25 protein-coding genes and 1 tRNA gene are annotated in these 24,177 nt (G+C 69.9%); 17 read left to right on the forward strand and 9 right to left on the reverse strand.

What is annotated here, in order from left to right; translation table 11 throughout:
• Positions 1–100: 100 nt before the first annotated feature.
• Genes HMPREF3086_RS07565 through HMPREF3086_RS07580 form a run of 4 tightly spaced genes read right to left on the reverse strand, consistent with a single transcriptional unit; the run spans position 101 to position 4,873 of the window.
• Positions 101–832, reverse strand: coding sequence for a PAQR family membrane homeostasis protein TrhA (locus HMPREF3086_RS07565; protein WP_181365941.1), 732 nt, complete (start codon positions 830–832; stop codon positions 101–103).
• Positions 833–853: 21 nt separating this feature from the next.
• The gene (locus HMPREF3086_RS07570) at positions 854–2,542 is read right to left on the reverse strand and encodes an AMP-binding protein (RefSeq protein WP_070721109.1); all 1,689 of its coding nucleotides are present in this window, start codon (positions 2,540–2,542) and stop codon (positions 854–856) included.
• The gene (locus tag HMPREF3086_RS07575) at positions 2,539–3,609 is read right to left on the reverse strand and encodes an acyl-CoA dehydrogenase family protein (protein ID WP_061916871.1); all 1,071 of its coding nucleotides are present in this window, start codon (positions 3,607–3,609) and stop codon (positions 2,539–2,541) included. The genes HMPREF3086_RS07570 and HMPREF3086_RS07575 overlap by 4 nt, the downstream gene beginning before the upstream one ends.
• Position 3,610: 1 nt before the next feature.
• Positions 3,611–4,873 carry an acyl-CoA dehydrogenase family protein gene (locus tag HMPREF3086_RS07580; protein WP_061229440.1) on the reverse strand — a complete coding sequence of 421 codons (1,263 nt, stop codon included), beginning with the start codon at positions 4,871–4,873 and terminating at the stop codon, positions 3,611–3,613.
• A 107-nt stretch (positions 4,874–4,980) separates the two neighbouring features.
• Between HMPREF3086_RS07580 and HMPREF3086_RS07585 the strand changes: the two genes are divergently transcribed.
• From HMPREF3086_RS07585 to HMPREF3086_RS07640, 12 genes are all read left to right on the forward strand, one after another.
• Positions 4,981–5,175, forward strand: a complete 195-nt coding sequence (locus HMPREF3086_RS07585; protein ID WP_061229450.1) for a ferredoxin — start codon at positions 4,981–4,983, stop codon at positions 5,173–5,175.
• Positions 5,176–5,182: 7 nt separating this feature from the next.
• Entirely contained in the window at positions 5,183–6,100 is a 918-nt protein-coding gene (locus HMPREF3086_RS07590) for a 3-oxoacyl-ACP reductase (protein ID WP_061229439.1), read from the forward strand.
• A 269-nt stretch (positions 6,101–6,369) separates the two neighbouring features.
• Positions 6,370–7,134, forward strand: a complete 765-nt coding sequence (locus HMPREF3086_RS07595) for an MlaE family ABC transporter permease (RefSeq protein ID WP_061229438.1) — start codon at positions 6,370–6,372, stop codon at positions 7,132–7,134.
• A 1-nt stretch (position 7,135) separates the two neighbouring features.
• Positions 7,136–7,987: an MlaE family ABC transporter permease gene (locus HMPREF3086_RS07600; protein WP_061229437.1), complete on the forward strand. Its 852-nt coding sequence runs from the start codon at positions 7,136–7,138 to the stop codon at positions 7,985–7,987.
• Between the two features lie 10 nt (positions 7,988–7,997).
• A complete protein-coding gene (locus tag HMPREF3086_RS07605; RefSeq protein WP_061229436.1) occupies positions 7,998–9,236 on the forward strand; it encodes an MCE family protein in 1,239 nt (412 codons plus the stop codon).
• On the forward strand, positions 9,233–10,288 hold the full coding sequence (locus tag HMPREF3086_RS07610) for an MCE family protein (RefSeq protein ID WP_083324345.1): 1,056 nt from the start codon (positions 9,233–9,235) through the stop codon (positions 10,286–10,288). The genes HMPREF3086_RS07605 and HMPREF3086_RS07610 overlap by 4 nt, the downstream gene beginning before the upstream one ends.
• Complete coding sequence (locus tag HMPREF3086_RS07615; protein ID WP_070721112.1) at positions 10,281–11,420, forward strand: MCE family protein; 1,140 nt, start codon at positions 10,281–10,283, stop codon at positions 11,418–11,420. Before HMPREF3086_RS07610 ends, HMPREF3086_RS07615 begins: the two co-directional genes overlap by 8 nt.
• A gap of 29 nt (positions 11,421–11,449) precedes the next feature.
• Positions 11,450–12,682 (forward strand): MCE family protein, encoded by a 1,233-nt coding sequence (locus HMPREF3086_RS07620; RefSeq protein WP_246830934.1) that lies wholly within the window; start codon positions 11,450–11,452, stop codon positions 12,680–12,682.
• The gene (locus HMPREF3086_RS07625) at positions 12,682–13,920 is read left to right on the forward strand and encodes an MCE family protein (protein WP_070721117.1); all 1,239 of its coding nucleotides are present in this window, start codon (positions 12,682–12,684) and stop codon (positions 13,918–13,920) included. The genes HMPREF3086_RS07620 and HMPREF3086_RS07625 overlap by 1 nt, the downstream gene beginning before the upstream one ends.
• Positions 13,917–15,335: an MCE family protein gene (locus tag HMPREF3086_RS07630; protein ID WP_061229432.1), complete on the forward strand. Its 1,419-nt coding sequence runs from the start codon at positions 13,917–13,919 to the stop codon at positions 15,333–15,335. Before HMPREF3086_RS07625 ends, HMPREF3086_RS07630 begins: the two co-directional genes overlap by 4 nt.
• Positions 15,335–15,877 carry a hypothetical protein gene (locus HMPREF3086_RS07635; protein WP_061229431.1) on the forward strand — a complete coding sequence of 181 codons (543 nt, stop codon included), beginning with the start codon at positions 15,335–15,337 and terminating at the stop codon, positions 15,875–15,877. The genes HMPREF3086_RS07630 and HMPREF3086_RS07635 overlap by 1 nt, the downstream gene beginning before the upstream one ends.
• Positions 15,874–16,656, forward strand: a complete 783-nt coding sequence (locus HMPREF3086_RS07640) for a hypothetical protein (RefSeq protein ID WP_061229430.1) — start codon at positions 15,874–15,876, stop codon at positions 16,654–16,656. The genes HMPREF3086_RS07635 and HMPREF3086_RS07640 overlap by 4 nt, the downstream gene beginning before the upstream one ends.
• A gap of 36 nt (positions 16,657–16,692) precedes the next feature.
• Here HMPREF3086_RS07640 and HMPREF3086_RS07645 read toward each other — a convergent pair whose 3' ends face one another.
• The 3 genes from HMPREF3086_RS07645 to HMPREF3086_RS07655 all read right to left on the reverse strand — a co-directional run bounded on the left by HMPREF3086_RS07645 (position 16,693) and on the right by HMPREF3086_RS07655 (position 19,804).
• The gene (locus tag HMPREF3086_RS07645; RefSeq protein WP_061229429.1) at positions 16,693–18,141 is read right to left on the reverse strand and encodes an alpha,alpha-trehalose-phosphate synthase (UDP-forming); all 1,449 of its coding nucleotides are present in this window, start codon (positions 18,139–18,141) and stop codon (positions 16,693–16,695) included.
• A gap of 34 nt (positions 18,142–18,175) precedes the next feature.
• A complete protein-coding gene (locus tag HMPREF3086_RS07650) occupies positions 18,176–18,358 on the reverse strand; it encodes a hypothetical protein (protein ID WP_007633643.1) in 183 nt (60 codons plus the stop codon).
• Between the two features lie 63 nt (positions 18,359–18,421).
• Complete coding sequence (locus HMPREF3086_RS07655) at positions 18,422–19,804, reverse strand: threonine/serine exporter family protein (RefSeq protein ID WP_043569065.1); 1,383 nt, start codon at positions 19,802–19,804, stop codon at positions 18,422–18,424.
• Between the two features lie 79 nt (positions 19,805–19,883).
• Here HMPREF3086_RS07655 and HMPREF3086_RS07660 point away from each other — a divergent pair.
• The 3 genes from HMPREF3086_RS07660 (at position 19,884) to HMPREF3086_RS07670 (ending at position 20,829) form a co-directional block, all read left to right on the forward strand.
• Positions 19,884–19,956 (forward strand) — tRNA-Thr (locus HMPREF3086_RS07660).
• A 63-nt stretch (positions 19,957–20,019) separates the two neighbouring features.
• Complete coding sequence (locus HMPREF3086_RS07665; RefSeq protein WP_246830935.1) at positions 20,020–20,403, forward strand: nuclear transport factor 2 family protein; 384 nt, start codon at positions 20,020–20,022, stop codon at positions 20,401–20,403.
• Between the two features lie 33 nt (positions 20,404–20,436).
• Positions 20,437–20,829 (forward strand): nuclear transport factor 2 family protein, encoded by a 393-nt coding sequence (locus HMPREF3086_RS07670; RefSeq protein ID WP_070721120.1) that lies wholly within the window; start codon positions 20,437–20,439, stop codon positions 20,827–20,829.
• A 27-nt stretch (positions 20,830–20,856) separates the two neighbouring features.
• On the opposite strand, the gene HMPREF3086_RS07675 is transcribed toward HMPREF3086_RS07670, so the two are convergent.
• On the reverse strand, positions 20,857–21,285 hold the full coding sequence (locus HMPREF3086_RS07675) for an HIT family protein (protein ID WP_070721122.1): 429 nt from the start codon (positions 21,283–21,285) through the stop codon (positions 20,857–20,859).
• Between the two features lie 123 nt (positions 21,286–21,408).
• Between HMPREF3086_RS07675 and HMPREF3086_RS07680 the strand changes: the two genes are divergently transcribed.
• Both HMPREF3086_RS07680 and purD read left to right on the forward strand, forming a co-directional pair.
• A complete protein-coding gene (locus HMPREF3086_RS07680; protein WP_070721127.1) occupies positions 21,409–22,122 on the forward strand; it encodes a TetR/AcrR family transcriptional regulator in 714 nt (237 codons plus the stop codon).
• Positions 22,123–22,180: 58 nt separating this feature from the next.
• Positions 22,181–23,437 (forward strand): phosphoribosylamine--glycine ligase, encoded by a 1,257-nt coding sequence (purD, locus tag HMPREF3086_RS07685; protein WP_070721139.1) that lies wholly within the window; start codon positions 22,181–22,183, stop codon positions 23,435–23,437.
• Positions 23,438–23,475: 38 nt separating this feature from the next.
• Here the strand turns inward: purD and idi are convergent, their stop codons facing one another.
• The gene (gene idi / locus HMPREF3086_RS07690) at positions 23,476–24,087 is read right to left on the reverse strand and encodes an isopentenyl-diphosphate Delta-isomerase (protein ID WP_239550188.1); all 612 of its coding nucleotides are present in this window, start codon (positions 24,085–24,087) and stop codon (positions 23,476–23,478) included.
• Positions 24,088–24,177: the final 90 nt, after the last annotated feature.

The following is a 24,177-nucleotide window of genomic DNA, read 5'->3' on the forward strand; positions in this document are numbered from 1 at the left end:
GACTCACAACCAGCCTGAGCCACAGGGCGCCAGCCCAATTCTGGTAGCAGATCCGGAATCGGGATAGCGGATTCTCGGCCGTCAGGTCGTCAGCAGGTCGTCAGCTGGTCAGGACGAACAGCAGCATCGCGGCCCAGTGGCAGGCGAACGCGATCACGGTGCACGTGTGGAACACCTCGTGGAAGCCGAAGACGCCGGGGGCCGGGTCCGGTCGTTTGAGGCCGTAGACCACCGCGCCGCCGGTGTAGGCGACGCCACCGACCATCACCAGGATGACGGCGGCGAGGTTGGCGGTGATGAGGTCGCCGGCGAACCACACCGCGGTCCAGCCCAGGCCGATGTAGAGGATGACGTACAGCCAACGCGGCGCGGACAGCCAGAACAAGCGGAACAGGATCCCCAGCAGAGCCCCGGACCACACTAGCGTCAACAGGATCTGTGTGGTCGGGGGCTCCAGTGCCGCCACCGTCATGGGGGTGTACGTCCCGGCGATGAGCAGGAAGATGTTGGAGTGGTCGAGCCGGCGCATCAGGGCTGCGGCGCGTGGCCCCCAGTTCACCCGGTGATACAGGGCCGAGATCCCGAACAGCAGGGTCGAGGTCGCCAGGAACACGGCGCAGGACCAGGTCAGCGCGGTCCCCTCGGCGAGCACGGTGAGCACGACGCCCAGCGCGATCGCCACGGGCAGGGTGCCGGCGTGGATCCACCCCCGCAGCAGCGGTTTGGGCGGGACGGGCGCGGAGATGCCGAAGTCGTCGTCGGCGGCGACGGCATCGTCATTGATGCCGTCGCCGGCGGGATGTTGCAGGTCGGGGTTCACGGCGTGGTCCACACGCCAAACCTACCGACGACCTCACTCGGGGGTGAAGGCCCCCGCACCGTCGGCGCGGACCCAGACCCTGTCCCCGGCCGATTCGGCGCCCAGCGAGCTGAGGTCGCGGGCCCGGAACTTGAAGCTGGCCGTCCGTGGCAGCGCGGCGGTCATCCGTAGCAGCGACGGCCACTGTTTGGGCCCGAGGTCTGATTGGGCGGCGAGGAAATCGCCGAACCCGTCGGCCAGGGCCGAGGCGTCTGCCCCCTCGCGTGGCACCACGGCCGCGGCGACGGCGTCGCCGATCACGGCCGGGCCGCGCACCGTCTCCGCCGGCACGGCGTACACGCCGACCTCGGCCACATCGGGGTGACGGCGCAGTACGCGTTCGATCGGTGCCGCCGCCAGGTTCTCCCCGTCCACGCGCATCCAGCCACCGGACCGGCCCGCGAAGTAGACCCATCCCTCGTCGTCGACGTACGCGAGGTCACCGGAGTGGAACCGGCCGCCGCGCATTCTCTCGGCGTCGGCGGCGGGGTCGCCGTAGTACCCGGAGAACAGGCCCGGCCCGTCGGCGACCATCTCACCCACGGACGCGTCGGCGTTGAGCAGGACGCCGGCGTCGTCGAACCGGGCGCGGGGGCACTCGTCCCCGGTCTCCGGGTCGACGATCCGCACCCCGTCCGGCAGTGGACCGAGCGCGGCGTCGGGGGTCCCGGGCGTACGGGTCACGGAGATGCCGCCCTCGCTGGAACCGAACCCGTCCACTACGGTGACTCCGAAGCGCCGGGCGAACTCGCGACGCACGTCGGCGGGTGCCTCGTTGCCGTAGGCCACGCGCATGGGGTTGTCGGCGTCGTCGGGCCGCTCGGGGGTGGCCAGGATGTACGACAGGGGCGCGCCGACGTAGTTGGCGAAGGTGCATCCGTGTCGCCGGACGTCGTCGAGCCAGTTGGAGGCGGAGAAGCGGCGCCGCAGGGCGATCGAGCATCCGGAGTACAGGGCGATCGGCCACGCCACCATCACGGCGTTGGAGTGGAACAGCGGCATCGCGCTGTACACGCAGTCGTCGCGCCCGATCCCGAACCTCTCGGCGAGCATGCGGCCGGGCACGGAGATCTTGTTCTGCGTGATCCGCACGGCTTTGGGGTCGCCGCTCGTGCCGGAGGTAAAGACCAGCGCGACGAGGTCGTCGGGGCCGACGGGCACATCCGCCACCTCGGGGAGCGCCGCGTCGGCGTGGCGCTCCAACAGCGCGGTCCACTCGGGGGAGTCGACGGAGACCACGGGCACACCGGGATCGAGCCCGTCGAGCAGCGCCGCGTTGTCGGCGTCGGTGAGGATGAGCGCGCAGTCGGCGAGGGCCGCGTCGCGGATCAGGGCCTCGCCGCGCCGCGTGGGGTTGAGCCCGGCCACGACGAGCTCCGAGCACGCCGCCGCGCCGAGCAGGTGGAGGTACTCGGGTGTGCCGGCCAGGAGGAGGCCGATGTGCGGGCGTGACGGTGACGACGACGATGGTGACGACGACGAAGGCGGCGACGACGAGGTCATCAGTTCCCGAAGCGCCGCGATCCGCACGGCCACCGCGCCGACGGCGTCCGACCAGGGCGTGAGCCGGCCGTCGGACCAGATTCCGCGGTCGCCGACGGCGCGCAGGGCGTGCACCGCGTCGGCGACGGAGGTGAACGGCTGGGCGGCGACCTCCGCGATCGTCTTCACCGCGCCGCTCACGCCGAGTACTCCCAGGGGTCGCCCGCGGTGGCCAGCAGGTCGCCCAGGTCGAGCAGTTGCCGGGTGGCGCCGCCGAGGCGGAACTCGCCGGCCTTCGCGGCGAGGAAGTAGCGGTGGGCGGGCTCGGAGCGGTCCAGCCCGACGCCTCCGTGGACGTGCACGGTGGTGTGGGCGAGGCGGTGGCCGGCGTCGCAGGCCCAGAAGTGGGCGGAGGCCACCGCCGCGTGTGCGGTCGGGCCGGGGTCGCCGCTACAGGCGTCGAGTTCGTAGGCGGCGCGCAGGGTGCTCAACCGGACGGCGTCGACGTCGATGGACCCGTCCGCCAGGCGGGCGGCGACAGCCTGGAACGTGCCGATGGGGCGACCGAACTGGTGGCGGGTGCTCGCGTACGCGGCGGTGCGCTCGAGCGCGGCCTCGATCACGCCCCACTGGTGGGCGGCAAGGTGGACGCGGCGGCGCAGGGCATCGAACTCGAGCGCCCCGGCGGCGAGCGCGGTGGGGTCACCGGGGTCATCGGTGACGAGCCCGCTGCACGAGTAGTCGACGGGGACCGTGCGTTCCACGGTGACCGCCGCGCCGTCCGCCACGTGTAGGCCGTCGGCCGAAGGCCGGACGATCACATCGGCGATCGGCGCCCAGTCCACCTCCGGTGCGGAGCCGGACCATCCGTCGGCGACAGCGGCGATCTCGCGCCCCTCCGCCACGGCGGTGGCGCGGTCGGTCTGCCCGGCCGCCTCGAGCAGGTGGGCCGCGCGTATCGCGGGGGACAGGGGGACCGGGGCGACGACCCGGCCCAACTCGCGTAGGACCAGGGCCTCGCCGATCACCCCCAGTCCGGCGCCGCCGAGCGACTCCGGGGCGAGGGCGGCCGGGACGCCGGCCCGGGCCAGTTCCTCCCAGTAGCGGGCGTGGAACCGGGCGGTGTCGCGGTCGGTTCCGCCGGATTCGGTGCCGGGGCCGAACCGGGCGTCGAGCTCGCGCAGCGACTCGTCGGTGACCAGACGCTCGCCCATGTCGCGGACGAGGGCGGTGAGTTCGGAGGTCGTGTCGTCGACGGAGAAGTCCATGTCAGAGCTCCTTCCGGGGTCCGGCGCCGGTGGCAGCGGGGGAGACCCGGGGCGCCGGTGGCAGACCCAGGCCGGCGGTGGCGATGATGTCGCGCTGGACCTCGTTGGTGCCGCCGCCGAAGGTGAGGATGAGCGCCGAGCGGTGGAGCCGCTCGATGCGCCCGTGCAGGGCGGCGGTGGGGGAGTGGGCGCGCTGATAACCGCTCGATCCGAGCACCTCCATGAGCAGGCGGTAGGCCTCGCAGGCCGTCTCCGTCCCGTACACCTTGGTCGCCGACGCGGCGATGCGCGTGGGCGCGGCGGTGTCGGCGGAGACGATCTCCCAGTTGCGCAGCGCCAGGTACTCGGCCATCGCGTGGACGCGGGCCAGGTGGGCGCGGACCCATTCGATCTCGATCACCGGACCGTCGCCCGGCAGACCCACGTCCGCGCCGGGCGTCGTGCGTGCCCAGGCCACCACCCGCCGCAGCGAGGCCTGAAGCGGCCCGGCGGAGGTGAGGGCGACGCGCTCGTGGTTGAGCTGGTTGGTCATGAGCGGCCAGCCGCCGTGCTCGGGGCCCACGAGGTTGCTCGCGGGGACGACCACGTCCTGGTAGTAGGTGGCGCTGGTGTCCGGGCCGGCCATCGTGTGCACGGGGGTCCAGGAGAAACCCTCGGCATCGGTGGGTACGACGATCATCGAGATGCCCTTGTGGCGCGGAGCGTCCGGATCCGTGCGCGCGGCCAGCCAGATCCAGTCGGCGTAGGCCACCAGGGACGTCCACATCTTCTGGCCGTTGATCCGGTAGACATCCTGCCCCTCGAACCCGCCGGTGCCGGGCTCGCGCACCGCGCGCGTGCGGAGGGAGGCCAGGTCGGTTCCGGAGTCGGGCTCGGAGTAGCCGATACCGAAGTGCAGTTCGCCGCGGCTGATCCGGGGCAGGAAGTAGTTCTTCTGCCCGTCCGAGCCGAACGCCATGATGGTCGGCGCGACGGAGTTGATGGTCAGGAACGGGACCGGCACGCCGGCGATCGCGGCCTCGTCGGTGAAGATGAGCTGGTCGATCATCGGCCGGTTTTTCCCACCGAACTCCTCGGGCCACCCGAGCGTGAGCCAGCCGTCGCGGCCCATCTCCGCCACGATCTCGCGGTACGCGTCGCCGTGTCCGTACTCGCCGGTGGTGGAGGTGAAGGCCTCGCGCCGCTCAGGCGTCATGAGCGCGGCGAAGTACTCGCGCAGCTCTCCGCGCAGACGCTCCTGGTCGGTGGTGTAGGTGATGTCCATATGCCCTAAGCTCATCGGTGAGTGGAACACGTTCTAGTGGCGTGACTCACATAGTATCCAACCATCTCGCGGCCATGGTGGCCGTGGGTGCGACCGAGGAGGACGGCATGAGGATCGAAGTCGATCCCGACCGCTGTGAAGGACAGGCCGTGTGTGTCGGCCTGGCGCCCAAGGTGTTCGAGCTGGGCGACGACGACGAGATCGTCCGCGTGGTCGTGGACGAGGTGCCCGCCGAGCTCGAGAAGCGGGCCCGCAAGGCAGTGGAGAAGTGCCCGATGGCGGCACTCGAGATCAAGGAGTGACATCACTATGACGCAGCAGTCCCTGGATGCCGATCTGTCGCTGGACGGGCGGGTCGCCGTCGTGACCGGGTCGGGCTCCGGTCTCGGTGCCGCGGAGGCGGTCGAGCTGGCCCGTTCCGGCGCGGCGGCGGTCGTCATCAACGACGTCCGGTCCTCCGAGGCCACGGACTCGGTGATCGCGGACATCGAGGCCGCCGGCGCCAGGGCGGAGCTCGTCGTGGGCGACGTCTCCGAGCGGGAGACCGCGGACGCGATGGTGGCGGCCGCGCTCGGGATGGGCGGGCTGCACGTCGTGGTGAACAACGCGGGCATCACCCGCGACAAGATGCTGTTCAACATGTCGGACGAGGATTTCGACGCGGTGATAAGGGTGCACCTGCGCGGGCACTTCCTACTGACCCGTAACGCAGCCGCCCACTGGCGGGCCGAGAGCAAGAAGGCGGAGGGGCCCGTCTTCGGGCGACTGGTCAACACCTCGTCCGAGGCCGGGCTCTTCGGCCCTCCCGGGCAGGCGAACTACGGTGCGGCCAAGGCGGGTATCACGGCCCTGACCCTGTCCGCGGCCCGGGTGCTCGAACGCATCGGGTGCACGGCCAACGCGATCGCTCCGCGCGGCCGCACCGGCATGACCGAGGGTGTATTCGAGGCGTGGGACGAGTCCGAGGGGCCGGACCCGCTCTCCCCGGATCGTGTCGCCGACCTCGTGTCGTACCTGGCGTCGCCGGCGGCGGCACAGGTCAACGGCCAGCTGTTCGTGGTATATGGCGGCATGGTGGCCCTCGTCGAGGCGCCCGTGGTCGAGAAGCGGTTCGACGCCGCCGGCGGTGTGTGGGATCGCCGCGGGTTCGCCGATGCGGTCTCCGGGCACTGGTCAGACCGCCCGGAGGGGAAGTCCTTCTCCGCCGCGGAGATCATGAGGCTCTGACCCGGGCCCCGTCCTGTGTGACGTCCCCGGTGTGGTCGCGAGTTGACCGCACCGGGGACGACTCGAGCGCCCCACCTGCCGTGTTAGATTCCCCGGACACCGCAGGCGGGGCCTCCGGACGGGGGTGGGGGGAAGCCCTTGCCAGATAGAACGCGTTCTAGATATCGTGTAACCGCGATCACACAGAAATGGTCACTTGTTCAGCGGATCGGCTCTCGTGACCCGGTGTCGCGTGGTCCGCAGGGAAGACAGACGGGAGGGGGGCACCAATGGCGAGAGTCCTCGATGCTCCGCTCAAAGGCGTCGGCGAGTTCTTCGCCATGACCCTCGACACGTTCGTCTCCTTCCCCTCGATCGTCCGTCAGGGCCGCGAGTTCATCGAGCAGTCCTGGTTCATCGCTCGCGTGTCGACCATGGCCACCGTGCTCGTGGCCATCCCGTTCACGGTCCTGGTGAGCTTCACCCTCAACATCCTGCTGCGTGAGATCGGCGCGGCCGACCTGTCGGGAGCCGGCGCCGCGCTGGGTGCCGTCACCCAGGTCGGGCCGATGGTCACCGTTCTCATCGTCGCGGGCGCGGGCGCGACCGCCATCTGTGCCGACCTCGGCGCGCGCACCATCCGCGAGGAGATCGACGCGATGGAGGTGCTGGGGATCGACCCGGTCAAGCGGCTCGTCGTGCCGCGAGTGGCGGCCTCGACGTTCGTCGCGCTGTTGCTCAACGGACTGGTGTGCACGATCGGCATCCTCGGTGGATTCCTGTTCTCCGTGCTGCTGCAGGGGGTCAACCCGGGCGCGTTCGTCAACGGCATCACCCTGCTGACCGGGCTCGGCGAGCTGATCCTCGCCCAGATCAAGGCCGGCGTGTTCGGGCTGCTGGCGGGGCTCGTCGCCTGCTACAAGGGGCTTTACGTCCGCGGCGGGCCGAAGGAGGTCGGCAGCGCGGTCAACGAGACCGTCGTCTTCGCCTTCATGTGCCTGTTCGTGGTCAACACCGTCATCACCGCTGTCGGCGTCAAGGTCCTGGGGGCGTGACATGGCGGTGATCGAGACCGCCCGGTTCCCGCGCCTGTCACGGGCCCGGAACTCCGCGGTCAAGAGCTTCGACGATTTCGGCGACCACGCGCTGTTCTTCTGGCGCGCGCTGGTGGCGACGCCGCGCGCGCTGACCCAGTACCCCAAGGAGACGCTCCGGCTCATCGCCGAGATCGCCATGGGGACAGGGGCACTGGCCATGATCGGCGGCACCGTCGTCATCGTCGCCTTCCTCACCCTGGCCACCGGCGGCGTGATCGCCGTCCAGGGCTTCTCCTCGCTCACCGACGTCGGCGTCGAGGCCCTCACCGGCTTCTTCGCCGCCTTCATCAACGTCCGCATCGCGGCGCCGGTGATCGCGGGGATCGGCCTGGCGGCCACCATCGGCGCCGGGGCCACGGCCCAGCTCGGCGCCATGCGCGTGTCGGAGGAGATCGACGCGCTGGAGGTCATGGCGATCGACTCGATCACCTACCTGGTCTCCACCCGCATCGTCGCCGGGATGATCGCCGTGGTGCCGCTCTACTCGCTCGCGGTGATCGCCTCGTTCATCGCCAGCCGGTTCGCCACCGTCAACATCTACGGGCAGTCCGGCGGCGTCTACGACCATTATTTCGCGACGTTCCTCATCCCGACGGACATCCTGTGGTCCTTCGTCCAGGCCATCGCGATGGCCATCACGATCATGCTCATCCACACCTACTACGGGTACAACGCCGCGGGCGGCCCCGCGGGCGTCGGCTCGGCGGTCGGTAACGCCGTCCGCACGTCGCTCATCGCCGTCGTCACCGTGACCCTCCTCGTCTCGCTCGCCATCTACGGCGGGGACGGCAACTTCAATCTGTCGGGATAGGAGAGACGATATGGCGAGGACGGTGAGTCGGAGCGACACGACGCCCCGGCGGATCGCCGGTGCGGGACTGGCGCTCGTCATCGTCGTGGTGGTTGCGCTGTCACTGCTGTTGTTCGTCCGGGCATTCGACAGCCGCGTGCCGCTGACGGTGCGCAGCGACCGCGCGGGACTGGTCATGGAGGCCGACGCCAAGGTCCGCTCCCGCGGCGTGGAGATCGGCAACGTCACCCGGATCACGCAGGAGTTCGACGGGGCGACCCTCGAGATCGAGGTGGACCCGGCCGCGCTCGAGGCTATCCCCTCCAACTCCCCGGTCACCATCGGGTCCAACACGATCTTCGGCGCCAAGTCCGTCGACTTCGAGCCCCCGGCCGACCCCGCCCCGACCCACCTCGAGAAGGGCACCGTGGTGCAGACCACCAGCGTCACCACCGAGGTCAACACCATGTTCGAGGAGCTGACCGACACCCTCACGGCGATCGAGCCCGAGAAGCTCAACGCCACCCTCGGTGCGATCTCGGGCGGCCTCGACGGGCGAGGTGACCAGATCGGCCAGACCATCACCGAACTCAACGAGTACCTGGACGAGATCAACCCGCAGATCGAGACCCTGCAGCGGGACCTGTCCAAGGGCTCGCGCGTGGCCCACCTGTACGCGGACGTCACGCCGGACGTCGTGCGGGTCCTCGACTCGGGCACCGACGTGAGCACAAACATCCTGGCCAACCAGGCCCGCTTCGAGGCACTTCTGGCCTCCGCGATCGGCACCGGTGAGACAGGCAAGCGACTGCTGGCGGAGAACGGCGACGAGCTGGTAAAGACGCTGGCCGACCTGCGTGCGTCCACCAGCCTGCTGGCCGAGTACTCGCCCATGCTCACCTGCCTCATCGTGGGGCTCAACCAGGGGGTCGCCGGCGCTGGGCAGGCGTTCGGCGCGACCAACCAGTCCGGACTCGCGTTCCGGGCCGGGTTCCAGCAGGGCGTCAAGGCGTACGAGTACCCCAAGGACCTGCCCAAGGTGAACGCCAGTACCGGGCCCAACTGCTACGGGCTGCCGTTCCCGGACTCGGCGACGCACGCCCCGTTCGTGGTCACCGACACCGGTACCAACGTCATGGAGGGCCAGCCCAACGTGTTCACCTCCCGAGACAAGCCGCTGATGGGCCCGCTGCCGGAGCCGCAGCCGGGCGTCCCCGCGCCGCCGACGCTGCTGCAGCTCATGCTCGGCATGGACGGAGGTAACCCGTGAGCGCCGCCCGCGCCGCCGCGCGCGAGCTGAAAGCGACCACCGTCAAGCTCGGGATTTTCGCCACGGTCATGATCCTGGTCCTGGTGGGCCTGATCGTGGTGTTCAGCGAATACCGCTCGGGCGATTTCGAGCGCTACAACGCCCACTTCGCCGACGTCTCGGGCCTGGAGTCCGGGGACAAGGTTCGCATCGCCGGTATCGAGGTGGGGCAGGTCCGCGGGATCGACCTCGAGGAGGCCAACACCGCGAACGTGTCGTTCACTGTGGCCGGCAACCAGGTGGTCCACCAGCGCACCGAGGCCGTGGTGCGGTACGAGAACCTCACCGGCGACCGCTACCTCGAGCTCAAGCGCGGCGAGGGCCTGCAGACCCCGCTCGAGCCCGGCGGGACCATCCCGCTGGACCAGACCGCCCCCGCACTCGACCTGGACGCCCTGCTCGGCGGCTTCCGCCCGCTGTTCAAGGCACTCGACCCGGCCCAGGTCAACCAGCTCTCGGAGTCGATCGTCAAGGTGTTCCAGGGGGAGGCCGGGACCGTCCAGGACCTGCTGGCCGCGACGTCGTCGCTCACCCAGACCCTCGCCGACCGCGACCAGCTCATCGGGGACGTGATCACCAACCTCACGTCCGTGCTCACGACCGTGTCCGAGAACCAGGAGAACGTGGACTCCATCGTCGACGATCTGCAGCAGCTCGTCTCCGGGCTGGCCACCAACTCGGAGCCGCTCGCCGAGTCAGTGTCCAGGCTCAACGACTCGAGCGCCAATATGACCACCCTCCTGTCGGACGTGCGGCCCTCCCTCAAGCAGGACATCGCCCAGGTCGACCGCGTGGCCACGCTGATCAACGACGACGAGGAGTTCGTCGAGGGCGTCATCAACCGGCTGCCGTCCGACTTCGAGAAGATGAGCCGCCTCGGCGTCTACGGCAGCTTTTTCCAGTTCTACCTCTGTGGCGTGATCGTCGAGTTCACCAACCCGGTCACGGGCAAGAGCTCGTTCATGCCGCAGTATGAGCAGAAGACGGGACGGTGTGCGTTCCCCGATGAGTAAGAACAAGGACAACAAGCCACCCCGGGGGCAGCTGCGCTTCCGCGACCGCGATCCCAAGGCCATCGGCGTGTGGGGCGTGGCGGGCGTGGTGGTTCTCATGGCCGTCTCGCTGAACTACGACCGCATCCCGTACATCAACGGCATGCACGGGGCCACCGCCTACGTGGCCGACGCCGCCGGGCTCAACACCGGCGACGAGGTCCAGGTGGCCGGGATGAAGGTCGGCAGCGTCCGCAAGATCCAGCTCGACGGCGACAAGGTGCGGGTGCAATTAGACATCAGCACCAAGGTCGACCTGGGGACCGACACCTCGGCCCAGATCAAGACCGACTCGATCCTCGGCCGCCGGGCCCTGGCCGTGTTCTCCGACGGGCGCGGCGAGCTCGCCGACCGCACCATCCCGCTCGACAGGACCTCGGTGCCGTACTCGCTGACCTCTGCGCTGGGGGACCTCAGCGACACGGTCGAGGCCATGGACACCGACTCCGTCCAGGACGCTCTCGACGTGCTGTCCGAGACCATGGAGCAGTCCTCACCGGAGGTCGCCGGCGCGATCGACGGCATCACCCGGCTGTCGCAGTCGCTCAACAAGCGCGACGAGGCGGTGCTGGACCTGCTGGACAAGGCGGCCGGGACCACGGACGTGCTGGGCCGCCGCAACGAGCAGATCAACCAGCTGATGGTGGACGGCAACACCCTGTTCACCGCGCTCGACCTGCGCAAGCGGGCGTTGAACGAGCTGGTGACCAACATCGACAGGCTCGCCCAGCAGCTGTCCGGCGTCGTCCAGGACAACGAGGCGCAGCTCGGACCCGCGCTCGACAAGCTCGAGCGGGTCTCGGACCTGCTCATCCGCAACCGGGAGGACATCGACCTGGGCCTGCGCCGGATCGTGCCGTACTCCACGGCGCTCGGCGAGGCGGTCGCCTCCGGCCCGTGGTTCAACGCGTACGTGGTCAACCTCTCGCTTGGGCACTACCAGCAGACGCTCGTGCGTGACCTCATGCCGCTCATCGACGACCGTGTCCAGCCCGAGCCCGGGCTGGTCCGCGAGCCCACGATGCCCGGTGTCCCGGAGGCGACCCTGCTGGACGAGTTCCCCGGGTGGGGCGAAGGGAATATTCCGGGATGAGACGACTCCTTTCTCCGACTGTCCCCAAGGTGATCGCGCTGATCGCCGTGGTGGCCCTGGTCGCCGGCGGGGTGTGGTGGTTCTCCTCGCGCACCAAGACCATCACCGCGTTCTTCCCCACCACCCAGGGGGTCTACAAGGACGACACGGTCCGGGTGCTCGGGGTGCGCGTCGGCACGATCTCCGACATCACCACCGAGGAAGGCATGTCGCGGGTGACCATGAAGGTGGACGAGGACGTGGCCGTCCCGGAGGATGCCAACGCGCTGCTCGTGGCGCAGTCCCTCGTCGCCGAACGGTTCATCCAGCTCACGCCCGCGTACACCGGCGGGGCCGAGATGCCGGACGACGGGGTCATCCCCATCGAGCGGACGGCCGTTCCGGTCGAGTGGGACGGCGTCAAGGAGCAGCTCATGAAGCTCTCCACGGCGCTGAGCCCGGAGAAGGGCGAGAAGACCGGCCCGCTCGGCGACTTCGTGGACTCGGCGGACTCCATGTTCGAGGGCAACGGTGCCGAGATCCGCGACGCGCTGTCCGAGGTCTCGCGGACCATGTCGCTCATGTCCGACGGGCGGGAGAACCTTTTCACCACCCTGAAGAACCTGCAGTTGTTCGTCACCGCGCTCTCGCAGAGCGAGGAGCAGATCGTCTCCTTCGGTGGGAAGCTCGCCAGCGTCTCGGAGGTACTGAGCGGCCAGACCGAGCAGATCGACGCCGCGCTGCGCGACCTCGACCTGGCGATCATGGACATCAACCGGTTCCTCGAGAACAACGGCGACCGCCTGTCGGTGGGCGTGGACAAGCTGGGCCAGGCCACCAAGGTGGTCCGCGACCGCCGCGCCGACGTGGAGGGCATGCTGCACGTGGCGCCCACCGCGATGTCGAACTTCTACAACATCTACCGGCCGTACCAGGGGACGCTGCACGGGATCCTGGCCATGAACCAGATGGCCAACCCGGCCAACTTCCTCTGCGGAGCGATCGCGGGCCTGGCCAACAACACTGCTGAGTCCGACGCCGCACTGTGCGCGCAGTACATGGCGCCACTGTTCAACTCGCTGACCTCCAACTACCCGTACGGTCAGGTGACCCCGCCCATCACCCCGACCGCGGAGCCGTATCAGATCATCCAGGCGCAGCGTCCGGGCACCCAGACCCCGCCGGGCGTACAGCCGCCCTCGGCGCAGCCGGATCCGCTGGTCAACGTGGTCAACAAGGGTGACAACCTCACCGACACCCTGCTTCCGACGGGAGGTGCGTGATGGCCGAGGCGACTTCCCGCGACCGCGCGCAGCGGAACGGGCCGCGGCGTTCCCGGCTGCTGGTCGGCGGCGCGCTCGGCGCGGCCGTCCTGCTGGCCGGGACCGGCTGTACCTGGAACGGGCTCAACTCACTGCCCCTGCCCGGGGCGCAGGGCCACGGAGACGGGGCCTACCAGGTCACCATCGAGATGCCCGACGTCACCACGATCACGCGTAACTCGCCGGTGCGCGTCAACGACGTCAACGTGGGCTCGATCAGCCACATGGAGGTCGAGGACTACACGGCGATCGTCACGGTGACCCTCGACGGGGACGTGCGGCTGCCGGCCAACGCCCACGCCAAGATCGGGCAGACCAGCCTCCTCGGCTCGCAGCATCTCGAGCTGTTCCCACCGCCGGACGGAGGGGCGGAGGGCACGCTCGCGGACGGTGACGTGATCCCGATCGAGCGGGCGGGCGTCTACCCGACCACGGAGCAGACCCTCTCGGCCCTGTCGGTGGTGCTCACCGACGGCGGCCTGGCCCAGTTCTCGACCATCTCCGAGGAGCTCAACACCGCCCTCGACGGACGGCAGGTGGAGGCCAAGGAGGTCATCGGTCAGCTGGAGACCACCGTCAGCGGTCTCGACGACCAGCGGGCCGACATCATCGCGGCCATGGAGGGCCTGGACCGCCTGGCCCGGCAGATCGACGAGCAGAACGACACTCTGGCCAAGGCGCTCTCGCAGATGCCCGCCGCGCTCGAGCTCATCAACGACCAGAAACAGGAGCTCACCACGGCCCTGGTGTCGCTGGGCGATTTCGGCCACAAGGCCAACCAGATCATCGATGCCGGCGGCGGGCAGAACCTCGTCGCGAATCTGGAGGACCTCGTCCCGGTCCTCGAGGCACTGGCCAACTCCGGGCGTGACCTCACCCAGGTGCTGAGCACGCTCATCACGTTCCCGTTCCCGCAGTCGGGCATCGACAACTTCCTGCGGGGCGACTACGCCAACCTGTACATCCACGCCGACATGTCGATGCCGCGTCTGAGCGAGACGCTGCTGCTGGGTACCGAGTTCGGTAACCGCATGGCGGGCCTGGAGGGCTACGTGGGACTGGCGCCCGGCTCGTCGATGGAGCCGGACCCGTTCGCGCTGGACGTCGCACCGGCCGAACCCGCCGAGCCGCCGGCCGGCGAGGCACCCGCGCCCGCGCCGGACCAGTCCCCGGCACCGACCGAGGAGGCCCCCCGATGACGCGACTGGTCAAGATCCAGCTGACGGTCTTCGCCGTGGTGACGGTCGTGGCGCTCACCGTGATGGCCGTGGTCTACCTGCAGCTGCCGCGGGCGCTCGGCTGGAAGCGCACCGAAGTGGCGCTGGAGATGCCGGACACCGGCGGGCTGTACGAGAACGCCAACGTCGCCTACCTGGGCAACACGATCGGCCGGGTGGACTCGGTGACGCTCAAGCCGGGCATGGTGATGGCGAAGCTCCACTTCGACTCGCGGGCCGATGTGCCCGAGAACGTCCGCGCCGAGATCCGCAGCGTCTCGGCGGTGGGGGAGCAGTTCGTCGAGTTCGTCCCCGAGGGGGCCCCCGAGGGCCGGCTCGCCGACGGCACGGTGCTCGGCGAGGACAGGGTGGACATGCCGCAGGGCATCGGCCCGGTGCTCGACCAGGCGACGGTGCTCATGGCGTCGATCGATGACGCCAAGATGCGCCGGGTGATCTCGGAGTCGTTCGACGCGTTCAACGGGTCGGCGCGCGACCTGCAACAGTTCCTGGATTCCGCCCAGCTCCTGCTGGAGGAGGCCAGGACGAACGAGGACGTGACGCGCAGGCTCATCGCCGACGCCGAGCCGGTACTCGACTCGCAGCTGGAGTCCGCGGATTCGATCCGAGCGTGGACCCGCAACGTCGCGGACATCACGGACCAGCTGCGGGGGAACGAGCCCCAGCTGACCTCGATCATCCAGCGGGGACCCGACGCACTGGGCCGGGCCACCAAACTGCTCAACGACCTCCAGCCCACTCTGCCCGTGCTGGTGGCGAACCTGGTGAGCGTCGGCGAGGTGGGCGTGGTCTACAACCGCTCGATCGAGCAGCTGCTGGTGATCTACCCGGCGCTGGTGTCGGCGCTGCTCACCGCCATCGACGGGGCCAGGGACACCGGGCAGATCAAGGTTGACTTCAACCTGCAGATCAACGAGCCCCCTCCGTGCACCACGGGGTTCCTGCCCGCCGAGGACCGGCGCAGCCCGGCGGATCTCACGGTGCCGGCGCAGATCAACGGGATCTACTGCAAGATCGCCAAGGACTCCACCATGACCGTCCGTGGTGCGCGCAACCTGCCATGCATGGAGTTCCCGGGCCGCACCGGCGCCTCCCCTGAGGAGTGCCGGGCGGACGACTTCGTCCCCCAGGGCATCAACCCGCCGAACACCAGTGAGGTGGGACCGCCCGGGGACAATCCGAACGCCTGGAACGTGGTGCCGTCGGGCGCCACCGCAGGTCAGGAGGGGACCACCTCGGCGGCCGTGTACGACCCGTCTACGGGCGAGTACGTTGGCGCGGACGGCGCCGCGTACCGTCAGCTGGACCTGGGCGCCGACAGTCGGCTCGACAAGGACGCCGACCTGGCCGCCATGATGACGAATGGAGTCGCGTAGTGCCACAACCAGACCAGGCCTCCACCGACGGTGGGAGGGCCGGGCTGATCACGGCTGCGGTGATCGCCGCGATCTGCCTGGTCCTGGCGCTCGTCGCCACTGGTTTGTGGCTCGGCGAGCGCAACCAGGCGTCGGACGTCCGGGCGGACCGGGCCTCGCAGGCCGAGCTCGATGCCGCGTACCAGGACACGGCCGTCAACGTCATGACCAAGCTGATGACCATCCGGCAGGAGACCCTGTCGGAGGACGTCGACGAGATCGTGGGCCTCATCGAGGGCGACTTCTCGGAGCAGTTCGCCCCGCGCCGCGACTCGTATGAGGACGTGGTGACCACCACCAAGGTCGTCGCCGACGGCGTGGTGACGGCGGCGGCGGTCGAGCACTCCTACCCCGACCGGGCCGAGGTGATCATGGCCATCGACCAGACCATCGGCAATCCGAAGTCCGACGAGGACCAGGACCGCCAGTACCGCGTCCGCGTGACCGTCAACCGGCACGACGACGGCACGATGAAGGTGTCGGGGGTGAACTTCATCCCATGAGCAGCCCGAACTCCGACGTGCGCGCCGCCCGCCGCGCCCAGCGTGAAGCCGAACGCGCCGCGCGCGCCCAGCGCAAGGCCGACGCCGCGCGGGAACGCGCACTCGAAGCCGCCCGCGCCGGCGGTCTCTTCGAGGGGATGTCGGCCATGCCCCGGACCGAGACCTCCGAGGCCGTCGACACTTCTGGGTACACCGGGTCCGCCGGGTCGGCCGAGGACTCGGGAGCCACCGGGGCCGCCCCTGCACCGGCCGCCGCCCGGACCCCGCTCGACCCGGCCCGCCGGCGCACCCTGATCACGGCCCTGTCGGTGGTGTCGGTCCTCCTCGTCGTCGTCGCCGGTCTCGCGAGCTGGCAGTACGTCGAGGCGCGTGAGGCCACGGCCACCGAACAGCGGATCGCGGACGCGCCCCGCGCGGCCACCGACGCGGCGCGCGAGATCACCACCCAGATGTTCACCTACGACCACCGGACGGTCGACGCCGACCTCGCCGCCGTGCGCGACCGGCTCGCTGACCCGGCCCTGACCGAGTTCGTCGAACAATCCATGCCGACCGTCGCCTCGGCCGCCAAGCAGCAGGAGGCCACCGTCTACGCGACCGTCGCCGCCGCGGCCCCGCAGGAGGTCGTGGACGCCGATCACGTCACCGTGCTGGTCATGCTCAACCGCATGGTCTCCACCAAGGAGAACCCCGAGGCCGCGAGCTCGGCGTCGCGGCTGAGCGTGGCCATGGAGCGTCAGGACGGGACGTGGAAGCTCGCCGAACTCGAGGCACTGTAGAGGCCTCGCGGCCGGCACGACGGCCGCGGCGGGAGGCTAGTCGCCGGACGTCGCGTCGAGCGTCTGGAAGAAGCGGCGGGCCCACGCGTGGACGTCATTGCCCAACACCTGGCGACGCAGGGTGCGCATGCGGCGGCGACGCTCCTCGGCGGAGTCGTTCACCGCGGTCATGATGGCGTCCTTGACGCCGTCGAGGTCGTGCGGATTGCACAGGTACGCCTGGCGCAGCTCCGCGGCCGCCCCGGCGAACTCGCTCAGGACCAACGCGCCGTCGCCGTCCGTGCACGAGGCCACGTACTCCTTGGCCACCAGATTCATGCCGTCGCGCACCGGCGTCACCAGCATGACGTCGGCGGCCGCGTAGAACGCCGTCAGTTCCGACTTCGGCACCGGCCGGTGGATGTACGTCACCACCGGGTGCCCGATCTCGCCGAACGACCCGTTGATGCGGCCGACCGACTCCTCGATCCGTGACCGCATGATCTGGTACTGCTCGACGCGCTCGCGGCTCGGCGTGGCCAACTGGAGCAGGGTCACGTCCGAGGGCTCCAGGCGGCCCTCCTCGAACAGCTCCTCCAGCGCACGCAGGCGCACGTTGATGCCCTTGGTGTAGTCCAGCCGGTCGACGCCCAGCATCAGCACGCGCGGAGACCCCAACTCCTCGCGCAGGCGGGAGGCACGGTCGCGGGTCTCGCGGCTGCGCGCGGAGGCGTCGACGGACGCGGAGTCGATGGAGATCGGGAAGGCGCCGACCCGCACCATACGGTCTCCGACCCGGATCTCGGAGGCACGGCCCCGGGCGGAGCGCAGCCGCACGGAGGGATGGCCGCGCAGCCGGCTGGCGAGGATCCGGAAGTTGTCCGCCCCGCCGGACAGGTGGAAACCGACCAGGTCGGCGCCCAGCATGCCCTCGACGAGTTCGGTTCGCCACGGCAACTGCATGAACAGCTCGACGGGCGGGAACGGGATGTGGAGGAAGAACCCGATGGTCAGGTCGGGGCGGAGCTCACGCAGCAGCGCGGGCACCAGTAGCAACTGGTAATCCTGCACCCAGACCGTGGCGCCCTCGGCGGCGGCCTCGGCCGTGGCCTCGGCGAAGCGCGTGTTGACCTCGCGGTAGGCGTTCCACCACTCGCGGTGGTACTCGGGCGGCACCACGACGTCGTGGAACAGCGGCCACAGCGTGGCGTTCGAGAAGCCCTCGTAGTAGAGCTCGACGTCACGCGCGGACAGTGTGACCGAGTGGAGACGGATGCCGTCCGCGTCGAACGGCTCGGGGGAGACGTCCGGGACACCGGGCCACCCGACCCAGGCGCCGTCGTTGGCCTTGAGGATCGACTCGAGCGCCGTGACGAGGCCGCCGGGGCTGGCCTTCCAGTGCTCGGTGCCGTCCCGATCGATGACGAGGTCCACGGGGAGGCGGTTGGCGACGACGACGAAGTCGGCTCCCGCTCCGGTCGACGTCTGCCCGGTACCGCTCGTCATCCGTGTGCCCTCGTCTCGAGTCGTCGTGTTCTGCCTACTCCGCGTCGGCCGTCACCTGCGGCTCCGGGCCGATCCCCAGCATGTCGAGGAGCATCCGGCACTCGTCCGCGTCGGCCGAGTACGAGGCCACGACCCGGCGGGCCTGATCGGCCGTCTCGTCGGCGACCGGCTCCAGATCGTCGAGTTCGGGTTCCTTGCTGGCGGCGGCGGATGCCATCGATGTCCTCCTGGGGTCGGTGGGGGACGCCGGGTGGCGGCGTCGTCCGCGGCCGATTCTACGTCACTGGTCGGCGGCGGCCGACCGACGCAGATTGCGGGTGACCCACTCACCGAACACGATCCCGGCGGCCAACGCCACCGCTATCGCCAACGCCTGGAACATCAGCCCCAGGCCGATACCCGTCTGATCGCTCGTCAGCGCGGACAGGCCGCGGTACACCGACAGACCCGGCAAGAACGGGGTGATGCCGGCGATGGTGACGACCAGCGGCGGGACGGTCGCGATACGGGCGAGAATTCCGCCGAACAGACCCATGAAGCAGGCGGCGAGTGCCGACCCCACGACCACACCCAGGCCGGTGGCGATGACGCCCTGGTAGATGAGCATGCCCATCGCCCCGACTGCTGCGGCGAGCCAGGTCGCGCGCACCGTCGCGTAGCTGGCCACGGCGAACCCGGCGGCGCCCACACCGGCGGCCAGCACCGCCACGTGGACAGCGGCGTTGCCGGCGATGGCCGGATCGATCGGGGGAGGGGACATACCCAGGCGGTCGAATGCCGCGAGCGCGATCGTGATCCCGCCGAGGACCCCTCCGGTCATGACCATCGTCTCGACCCCTCGCCCGGCGGAGGTCACGGGGAACCCGGTGATGGCGTCCTCGATCGCGCCGACGAGGGTCAGGCCGGCGAGCAACACGATGATCCCCGCCGCCACCAGCTGGGACGGTTGGACCTCGATGAAGTTGTCGCTCACGGCCACGTACGCCGACAGGGCCCAGGCGGCGGCGATGAACCCCCCCACCACCTGCTGGAAGAAACTGGGCAAGCGGTGTCGATCCAGGGCGCGGTTGGCGTACATCAGGGCGAACGTCGAGACCATCGAGATGAGGCCGGCCAATGGGCTGCCCCCGAGCTGGATGACGACCGCACACCCGAGCATCGCCCATCCCAGGACCGCGACCCGGAAGGAATGCGGATGCGGGGAGGCCACGATCTTCTCGACCTCGGCCGTGGCCTGGTCGACGGTGAGTTGACGGCGCACGATGAGGTCGATGAGGCGGGAGACGCGGGTCACTCGCGTCATGTCGACCGTGCGGTAGTTGACCACCCGGATAACCGAGATCGGCGGCCGCCCGCGTCGCCGGTTGACGCCGATGGTCAGCGACGTGAAGGTGACCTCGACCGTCGCGCCGGGGAGCCCGAACGCCGCCGCCACGGACTCCGCCTGGGCGACGGTGTCCGCGGCACCCTCGCCCGAGGACAGCAGGATCCCGCCGATCTCAAGGGCGAGGTTGAGTACGTCGGTGACGGCGCCGTCGTCGTCGAGGTCGACCGGGGCCATGGGGGACAGTGGCGGTTCCACCGCCAGGTCCATGGCCGACTTGCGCAGTCCCAACCACGCCAGGGGGCGGGTGAGCGGTGCCGGTGCGTCGCGGGTCTCCACGGTGCACACCGTAGTCAAGAGCCCCGACGGCGGCCGGGTTAGGATGTGTGCCGGGTCCCGCGACGGCGCGGTGACCCGTGCTGGAGTGGCGCAATTGGTAGCGCACCCGACTTGTAATCGGGCGGTTGCGAGTTCAAGTCTCGTCTCCAGCTCTGTGTCGTAACGCCCCTGTAGGATGCCCCCACGTTCCTTCCCCTCATCAGGAGGCGTCTGCTGTGACCGACCGGTGCCCCCGCCCCCGAGACGTCGCCACCGCGTGGATGGCGGCCGTCGTCGCGGGTGATGTCCGGACCGCGATCGCGCTCTCGGCGCCGTCGATCGTCTACACCACGGGCCAGGCGCGGCGGTACGAGGGCCACGAGGGGATCCACGACATCGCGTCGGACTTCAACCGGCTCGCGGGTTTCCTCACCGTCTCCGTCGAGGGGGAGATCCTCGAGGACGGGGGAGTCGTCGCCCTACGGCGGATCGAGCGGTACACGGTGCCCAGCGGGGGAATAGAGATCCGCGGGTGCTCGTTCGTCGAGGTCGAGGACGGCGTCGTCACCCGGTGGGCGGATTACAAGAGCATGGAGTCGATCGACGTCATCTTCGGGTGATGCGGGCCCGCCGGACGGCCGGGGAGGAGAGGGATGAGCGACCACCAGGCGACGGAGGTAGACGCCGGCCGGGTGGCCAGGGCCTTCATCGAGGCCGTCTTCGCGGGGGACTTAGGGACGGCGTGCGCGTACAGCAGCCCCGAACTCCTTCTCCGCATCGAGGGTCAGGACACCGTCGAGGGGCATGCGGGCCTGCGCGAGATCATGGACCTGTCCGCCGAGGTGTGCACTGATCTCGACATGCGGATCCACCATGTCCTGTCCGCCGGCGAGACGGCGGCCATCAACCGGACGACCCGCGTGACGGTCAACGGCAAGCGGCTCACGGTGGAGGTCGGTGCGTTCTTCACGGTGCGTGACGGGCTCGTCTGCGAATGGACCGAATACCAGGACGCACAGGCGCTACTCCGGGCGCTGGGGCACTGATCGCCCGGAGTAGTGCGCCGTCGGTCGTCACGCCTCGGGGACGAACTCTCCGTATCCCAGTTCGCGCAGTTCGCGCCGCAGCGTCTCGGCCGCCGCGTCGGATTCCTCCGCCGGGGCGTCGGGGTTGGCCAGCGACAGGTCGAAGCCCGACATGTCGTTGGCGGGGAAGACGTGGATGTGGGTGTGAGGTACCTCGAATCCGGCGATGAGGTAGCCGGCCCGCTTCGCCCCGAAGCCGGAGAGGACCGCCTTGCCGACGGCCTGCGCGACCTCGTTGAGGCGTGCGAGGAGTTCGGGCTCGAGATCCGTCCACCGATCGACCTCCGCCCGCGGGACGACGAGGGTGTGGCCCGGTGCGACCGGTGCGATGGTGAGGAACGCCACCACGTCGGGGTCCTTCCACACGAAACGACCCGGTAGTTCACCGGCGATGATCTTGCTGAAAACCGTCGACATGTCACCAGACTACGGATTCGTCTCGGCGCTTTCCGGTGGATGAGTGGTAACAAGTGATCTAATAGAGTGTCCGCCGTTCGTCGGATGGCATCGGGCCCTCTACTCACGCGAAGGGGCATCGGCATGGTCGAGGCAAGTGTTGCGACTGCGGAGGGCGCGGTGAAGAAGAAGGCCTACCACCACGGCGACCTCCGCAACGCCATCATCCAGGAGGCCACCGCGCGTGCGCGGGTCTCGGGTGAGAAGGCGATCGTGCTCCGCGAGATCGCTCCCCACATCGGGGTGTCCGCGACCGCCGCGTACCGGCACTTCGCCAACCGGCAGCAGCTCGTCGAGGAGGTCGCCTCGCGCGGGTTCGTCGAGATGATCGAGCGTGTCGAGGCCGCGGGGGCCGCTGCGGGAGCGGGTGACGAGCCGGGGACCGTCCTCGCGTCCTATCTCGAGCTGCGCCGCGCCGCGCTCGCGGTGGTCGAGTTCTCGATCGAAGAGCCGGCGTGGGCGCGGACGATGATGGAGAACCTGGGTTCGTCGGAGACCGTCGCGACGCACGCCGGTGACATCAACCTGGTCCTGCAGGCGATCATCGAGCGGGGAATCGAGGCGGGGGCGTTCCGACCCGGGACCGTCATGAACGACGAACTCCCTCTGTGGGCTGCGATGGACGGTCTGAGCGCGCAAGCGCTGTTCGGGATCCGCCCGATGCACACTCCGGAGGCACTCGACTCGGCCGCTCGGACCATCGATCTGTGTTTGACGGACGTGCTCACCGATGCGGGCCTGCGGGTCCGCGACGCGGCGTTCCCGGCCGTCTCCGTCTCCGCCGACGTCAAGGTCTAGGCCCCTTGGCCTCCGGCTCGGGTCAACCCGATCCGGCGGCCGGACTACTGTGGTCACCGTGCGCATTCTCGTGATCGGTTCCGGTGCCCGTGAGCACGCCCTCCTCGTCGCCCTCGCCGCGGATCCCACGGTGACGGAGCTCCACGCGGCGCCGGGAAACCCCGGCATGGTGCAGGCGCAGTGCCACGAGGTAGCGGTCACCGATCCGGCCGACGTGACGGCCCTGGCCCGCAGGGTCGACGCCGGATTGGTCATCATCGGCCCCGAGGTGCCGTTGGTCGCCGGAGTGGCCGACGCCCTACGCGACGTCGGTGTCCCGGTGTTCGGACCGTCCGCCGATGCCGCCCGTATCGAAGGGTCCAAGGCTTTCGCCAAGGACGTCATGGCCGCCGCGGGAGTCAAGACGGCGCGGGCCGAGATCGTGGACTCTCCCGCCGACCTCGATGACGCCCTCGACCGGTTCGGCCCGACCTGGGTGGTCAAGGACGACGGCCTGGCCGCGGGCAAGGGCGTCGTGGTGACGCCCGATCGTTCCGCCGCCCGCGCACATGCCCTGGCCTGTCTCGACGACGGTCATCCGGTGTTGTTGGAGTCGTTTCTCGACGGTCCGGAGGTCTCCCTCTTCTGCCTGGTCGACGGGGAGACCGTCGTGCCGTTGCTGCCCGCCCAGGACCACAAACGGGTCGGCGAGGGAGATCGCGGCCCCAACACCGGCGGCATGGGTGCCTACGCCCCGCTGCCGTGGCTGCCCGAGGGGATGGTCGACCGGATCGTCTCCGAGGTGTGTGAGCCGGTGGCCCGCGAGATGGTCGCCCGCGGATGTGGCTTCTCCGGGCTCTTGTACGCCGGGTTGGCGATCACCTACTCCGGACCCGAAGTCGTAGAGTTCAACTGCCGCTTCGGGGATCCCGAGACGCAGGCCGTGCTGGCCCTGCTCGAGTCGCCCCTGGGGGAGACCCTGCACGCCGTGGCCACCGGCCGGCTCGCCGACCTCCCGCCGCTGGTGTGGCGCGACGGGGCCGCGGTGACCGTGGTCCTCGCTGCCGAGCATTACCCGGCCACGCCGCGGCGAGGAGACCTCATCGAGGGCGCCGAGCAACCGGGGGTGCTCCACGCAGGCACCGCCCGCGATGCCGAGGGGCGCCTCGTCTCCGCCGGCGGCCGCGTCCTGTCGGTCGTCGGAACGGGAGAGGACCTGGCCGCGGCCAGGGCCGAGGCGTACCGGATCCTCGACGGGGTGGATCTGCCCGGCGGACACTTCCGCCGCGACATCGGTCTCGCCGCGGAAGAGGGACGCATCAGCGTCCCGGGCTAGCCGGCCGGGCTCCCCACGAGGGTCGCTCCGTGCGCGGATCAGCGTGCGTAGAGCTCCATGTGCGGGACCTGGGCCACGATCCACGGGCTGAACGCGAACGGGGTGGCGTCGACCGCCGTCCGGACGTCCTCGGGACGGGCCCAGTGGTGGGCGCAGACCTCGTCGGCGCGCGGGTTCACGTCGGCGCGGATGCGGGCGGTGAACACCGGACAGATCTCGTTCTCCACGATCCCCGAGTCGTCGACGGCCCGGTAACGGAAGTCCGGCACCGCCGGCTCGATGGAGTCGACCCGGGTACCGAGTTCCTGCTCGGCCCGCCGCACGATCGCCTCCACCGGGTCTTCGCCGGGCCCGGGATGACCGCAGAACGAGTTGGTCCAGATTCCGGGCCAGGTCCGCTTGCTCAGCGCCCGTCTCGTGAGGAGGACGCGGCCCTCGTCGTCGACGACATGACACGAGAACGCCAGGTGGAGCGGGGTGTCGGCGGTGTGGACGGTGGCCTTGTCCGCGGTGCCGGTCGGCGTCCCGTCCTCGTCGAGGAGGACGACCAGTTCGACCGGACCGGAGGCTGACCCGATGTCGGACCCGGAGGCCGACCCGGGCGTGGACTCGGACGCGGAGCCGGCGGCGGGCACGGAGAGGGAGGACATGTGGCCAGCCTAGGCAGTTCCGCGCGAGGCGGTGCCGCGGTCGCCGGGAGGACGGCCCGCTCGGGGGAGGGCCGCCGGCCCCGGACCGCA

Origin of the sequence: Dietzia sp. HMSC21D01 (assembly GCF_001815995.1) — a bacterium.
Lineage (GTDB): Bacteria > Actinomycetota > Actinomycetes > Mycobacteriales > Mycobacteriaceae > Dietzia > Dietzia cinnamea.

Coding starts and splice junctions, on each gene's coding strand:
- HMPREF3086_RS07575 (WP_061916871.1), bottom strand. CDS start 3,609: ATGGACTTCTCCGTCGACGACACGACCTCCGAACTCACCGCCCTCGTC.
- HMPREF3086_RS07580 (WP_061229440.1), bottom strand. CDS start 4,873: ATGGACATCACCTACACCACCGACCAGGAGCGTCTGCGCGGAGAGCTG.
- HMPREF3086_RS07585 (WP_061229450.1), top strand. CDS start 4,981: ATGAGGATCGAAGTCGATCCCGACCGCTGTGAAGGACAGGCCGTGTGT.
- HMPREF3086_RS07590 (WP_061229439.1), top strand. CDS start 5,183: ATGACGCAGCAGTCCCTGGATGCCGATCTGTCGCTGGACGGGCGGGTC.
- HMPREF3086_RS07595 (WP_061229438.1), top strand. CDS start 6,370: ATGGCGAGAGTCCTCGATGCTCCGCTCAAAGGCGTCGGCGAGTTCTTC.
- HMPREF3086_RS07600 (WP_061229437.1), top strand. CDS start 7,136: ATGGCGGTGATCGAGACCGCCCGGTTCCCGCGCCTGTCACGGGCCCGG.
- HMPREF3086_RS07605 (WP_061229436.1), top strand. CDS start 7,998: ATGGCGAGGACGGTGAGTCGGAGCGACACGACGCCCCGGCGGATCGCC.
- HMPREF3086_RS07615 (WP_070721112.1), top strand. CDS start 10,281: ATGAGTAAGAACAAGGACAACAAGCCACCCCGGGGGCAGCTGCGCTTC.
- HMPREF3086_RS07625 (WP_070721117.1), top strand. CDS start 12,682: ATGGCCGAGGCGACTTCCCGCGACCGCGCGCAGCGGAACGGGCCGCGG.
- HMPREF3086_RS07630 (WP_061229432.1), top strand. CDS start 13,917: ATGACGCGACTGGTCAAGATCCAGCTGACGGTCTTCGCCGTGGTGACG.
- HMPREF3086_RS07640 (WP_061229430.1), top strand. CDS start 15,874: ATGAGCAGCCCGAACTCCGACGTGCGCGCCGCCCGCCGCGCCCAGCGT.
- HMPREF3086_RS07645 (WP_061229429.1), bottom strand. CDS start 18,141: ATGACGAGCGGTACCGGGCAGACGTCGACCGGAGCGGGAGCCGACTTC.
- HMPREF3086_RS07650 (WP_007633643.1), bottom strand. CDS start 18,358: ATGGCATCCGCCGCCGCCAGCAAGGAACCCGAACTCGACGATCTGGAG.
- HMPREF3086_RS07670 (WP_070721120.1), top strand. CDS start 20,437: ATGAGCGACCACCAGGCGACGGAGGTAGACGCCGGCCGGGTGGCCAGG.
- HMPREF3086_RS07675 (WP_070721122.1), bottom strand. CDS start 21,285: ATGTCGACGGTTTTCAGCAAGATCATCGCCGGTGAACTACCGGGTCGT.
- HMPREF3086_RS07680 (WP_070721127.1), top strand. CDS start 21,409: ATGGTCGAGGCAAGTGTTGCGACTGCGGAGGGCGCGGTGAAGAAGAAG.
- idi (WP_239550188.1), bottom strand. CDS start 24,087: ATGTCCTCCCTCTCCGTGCCCGCCGCCGGCTCCGCGTCCGAGTCCACG.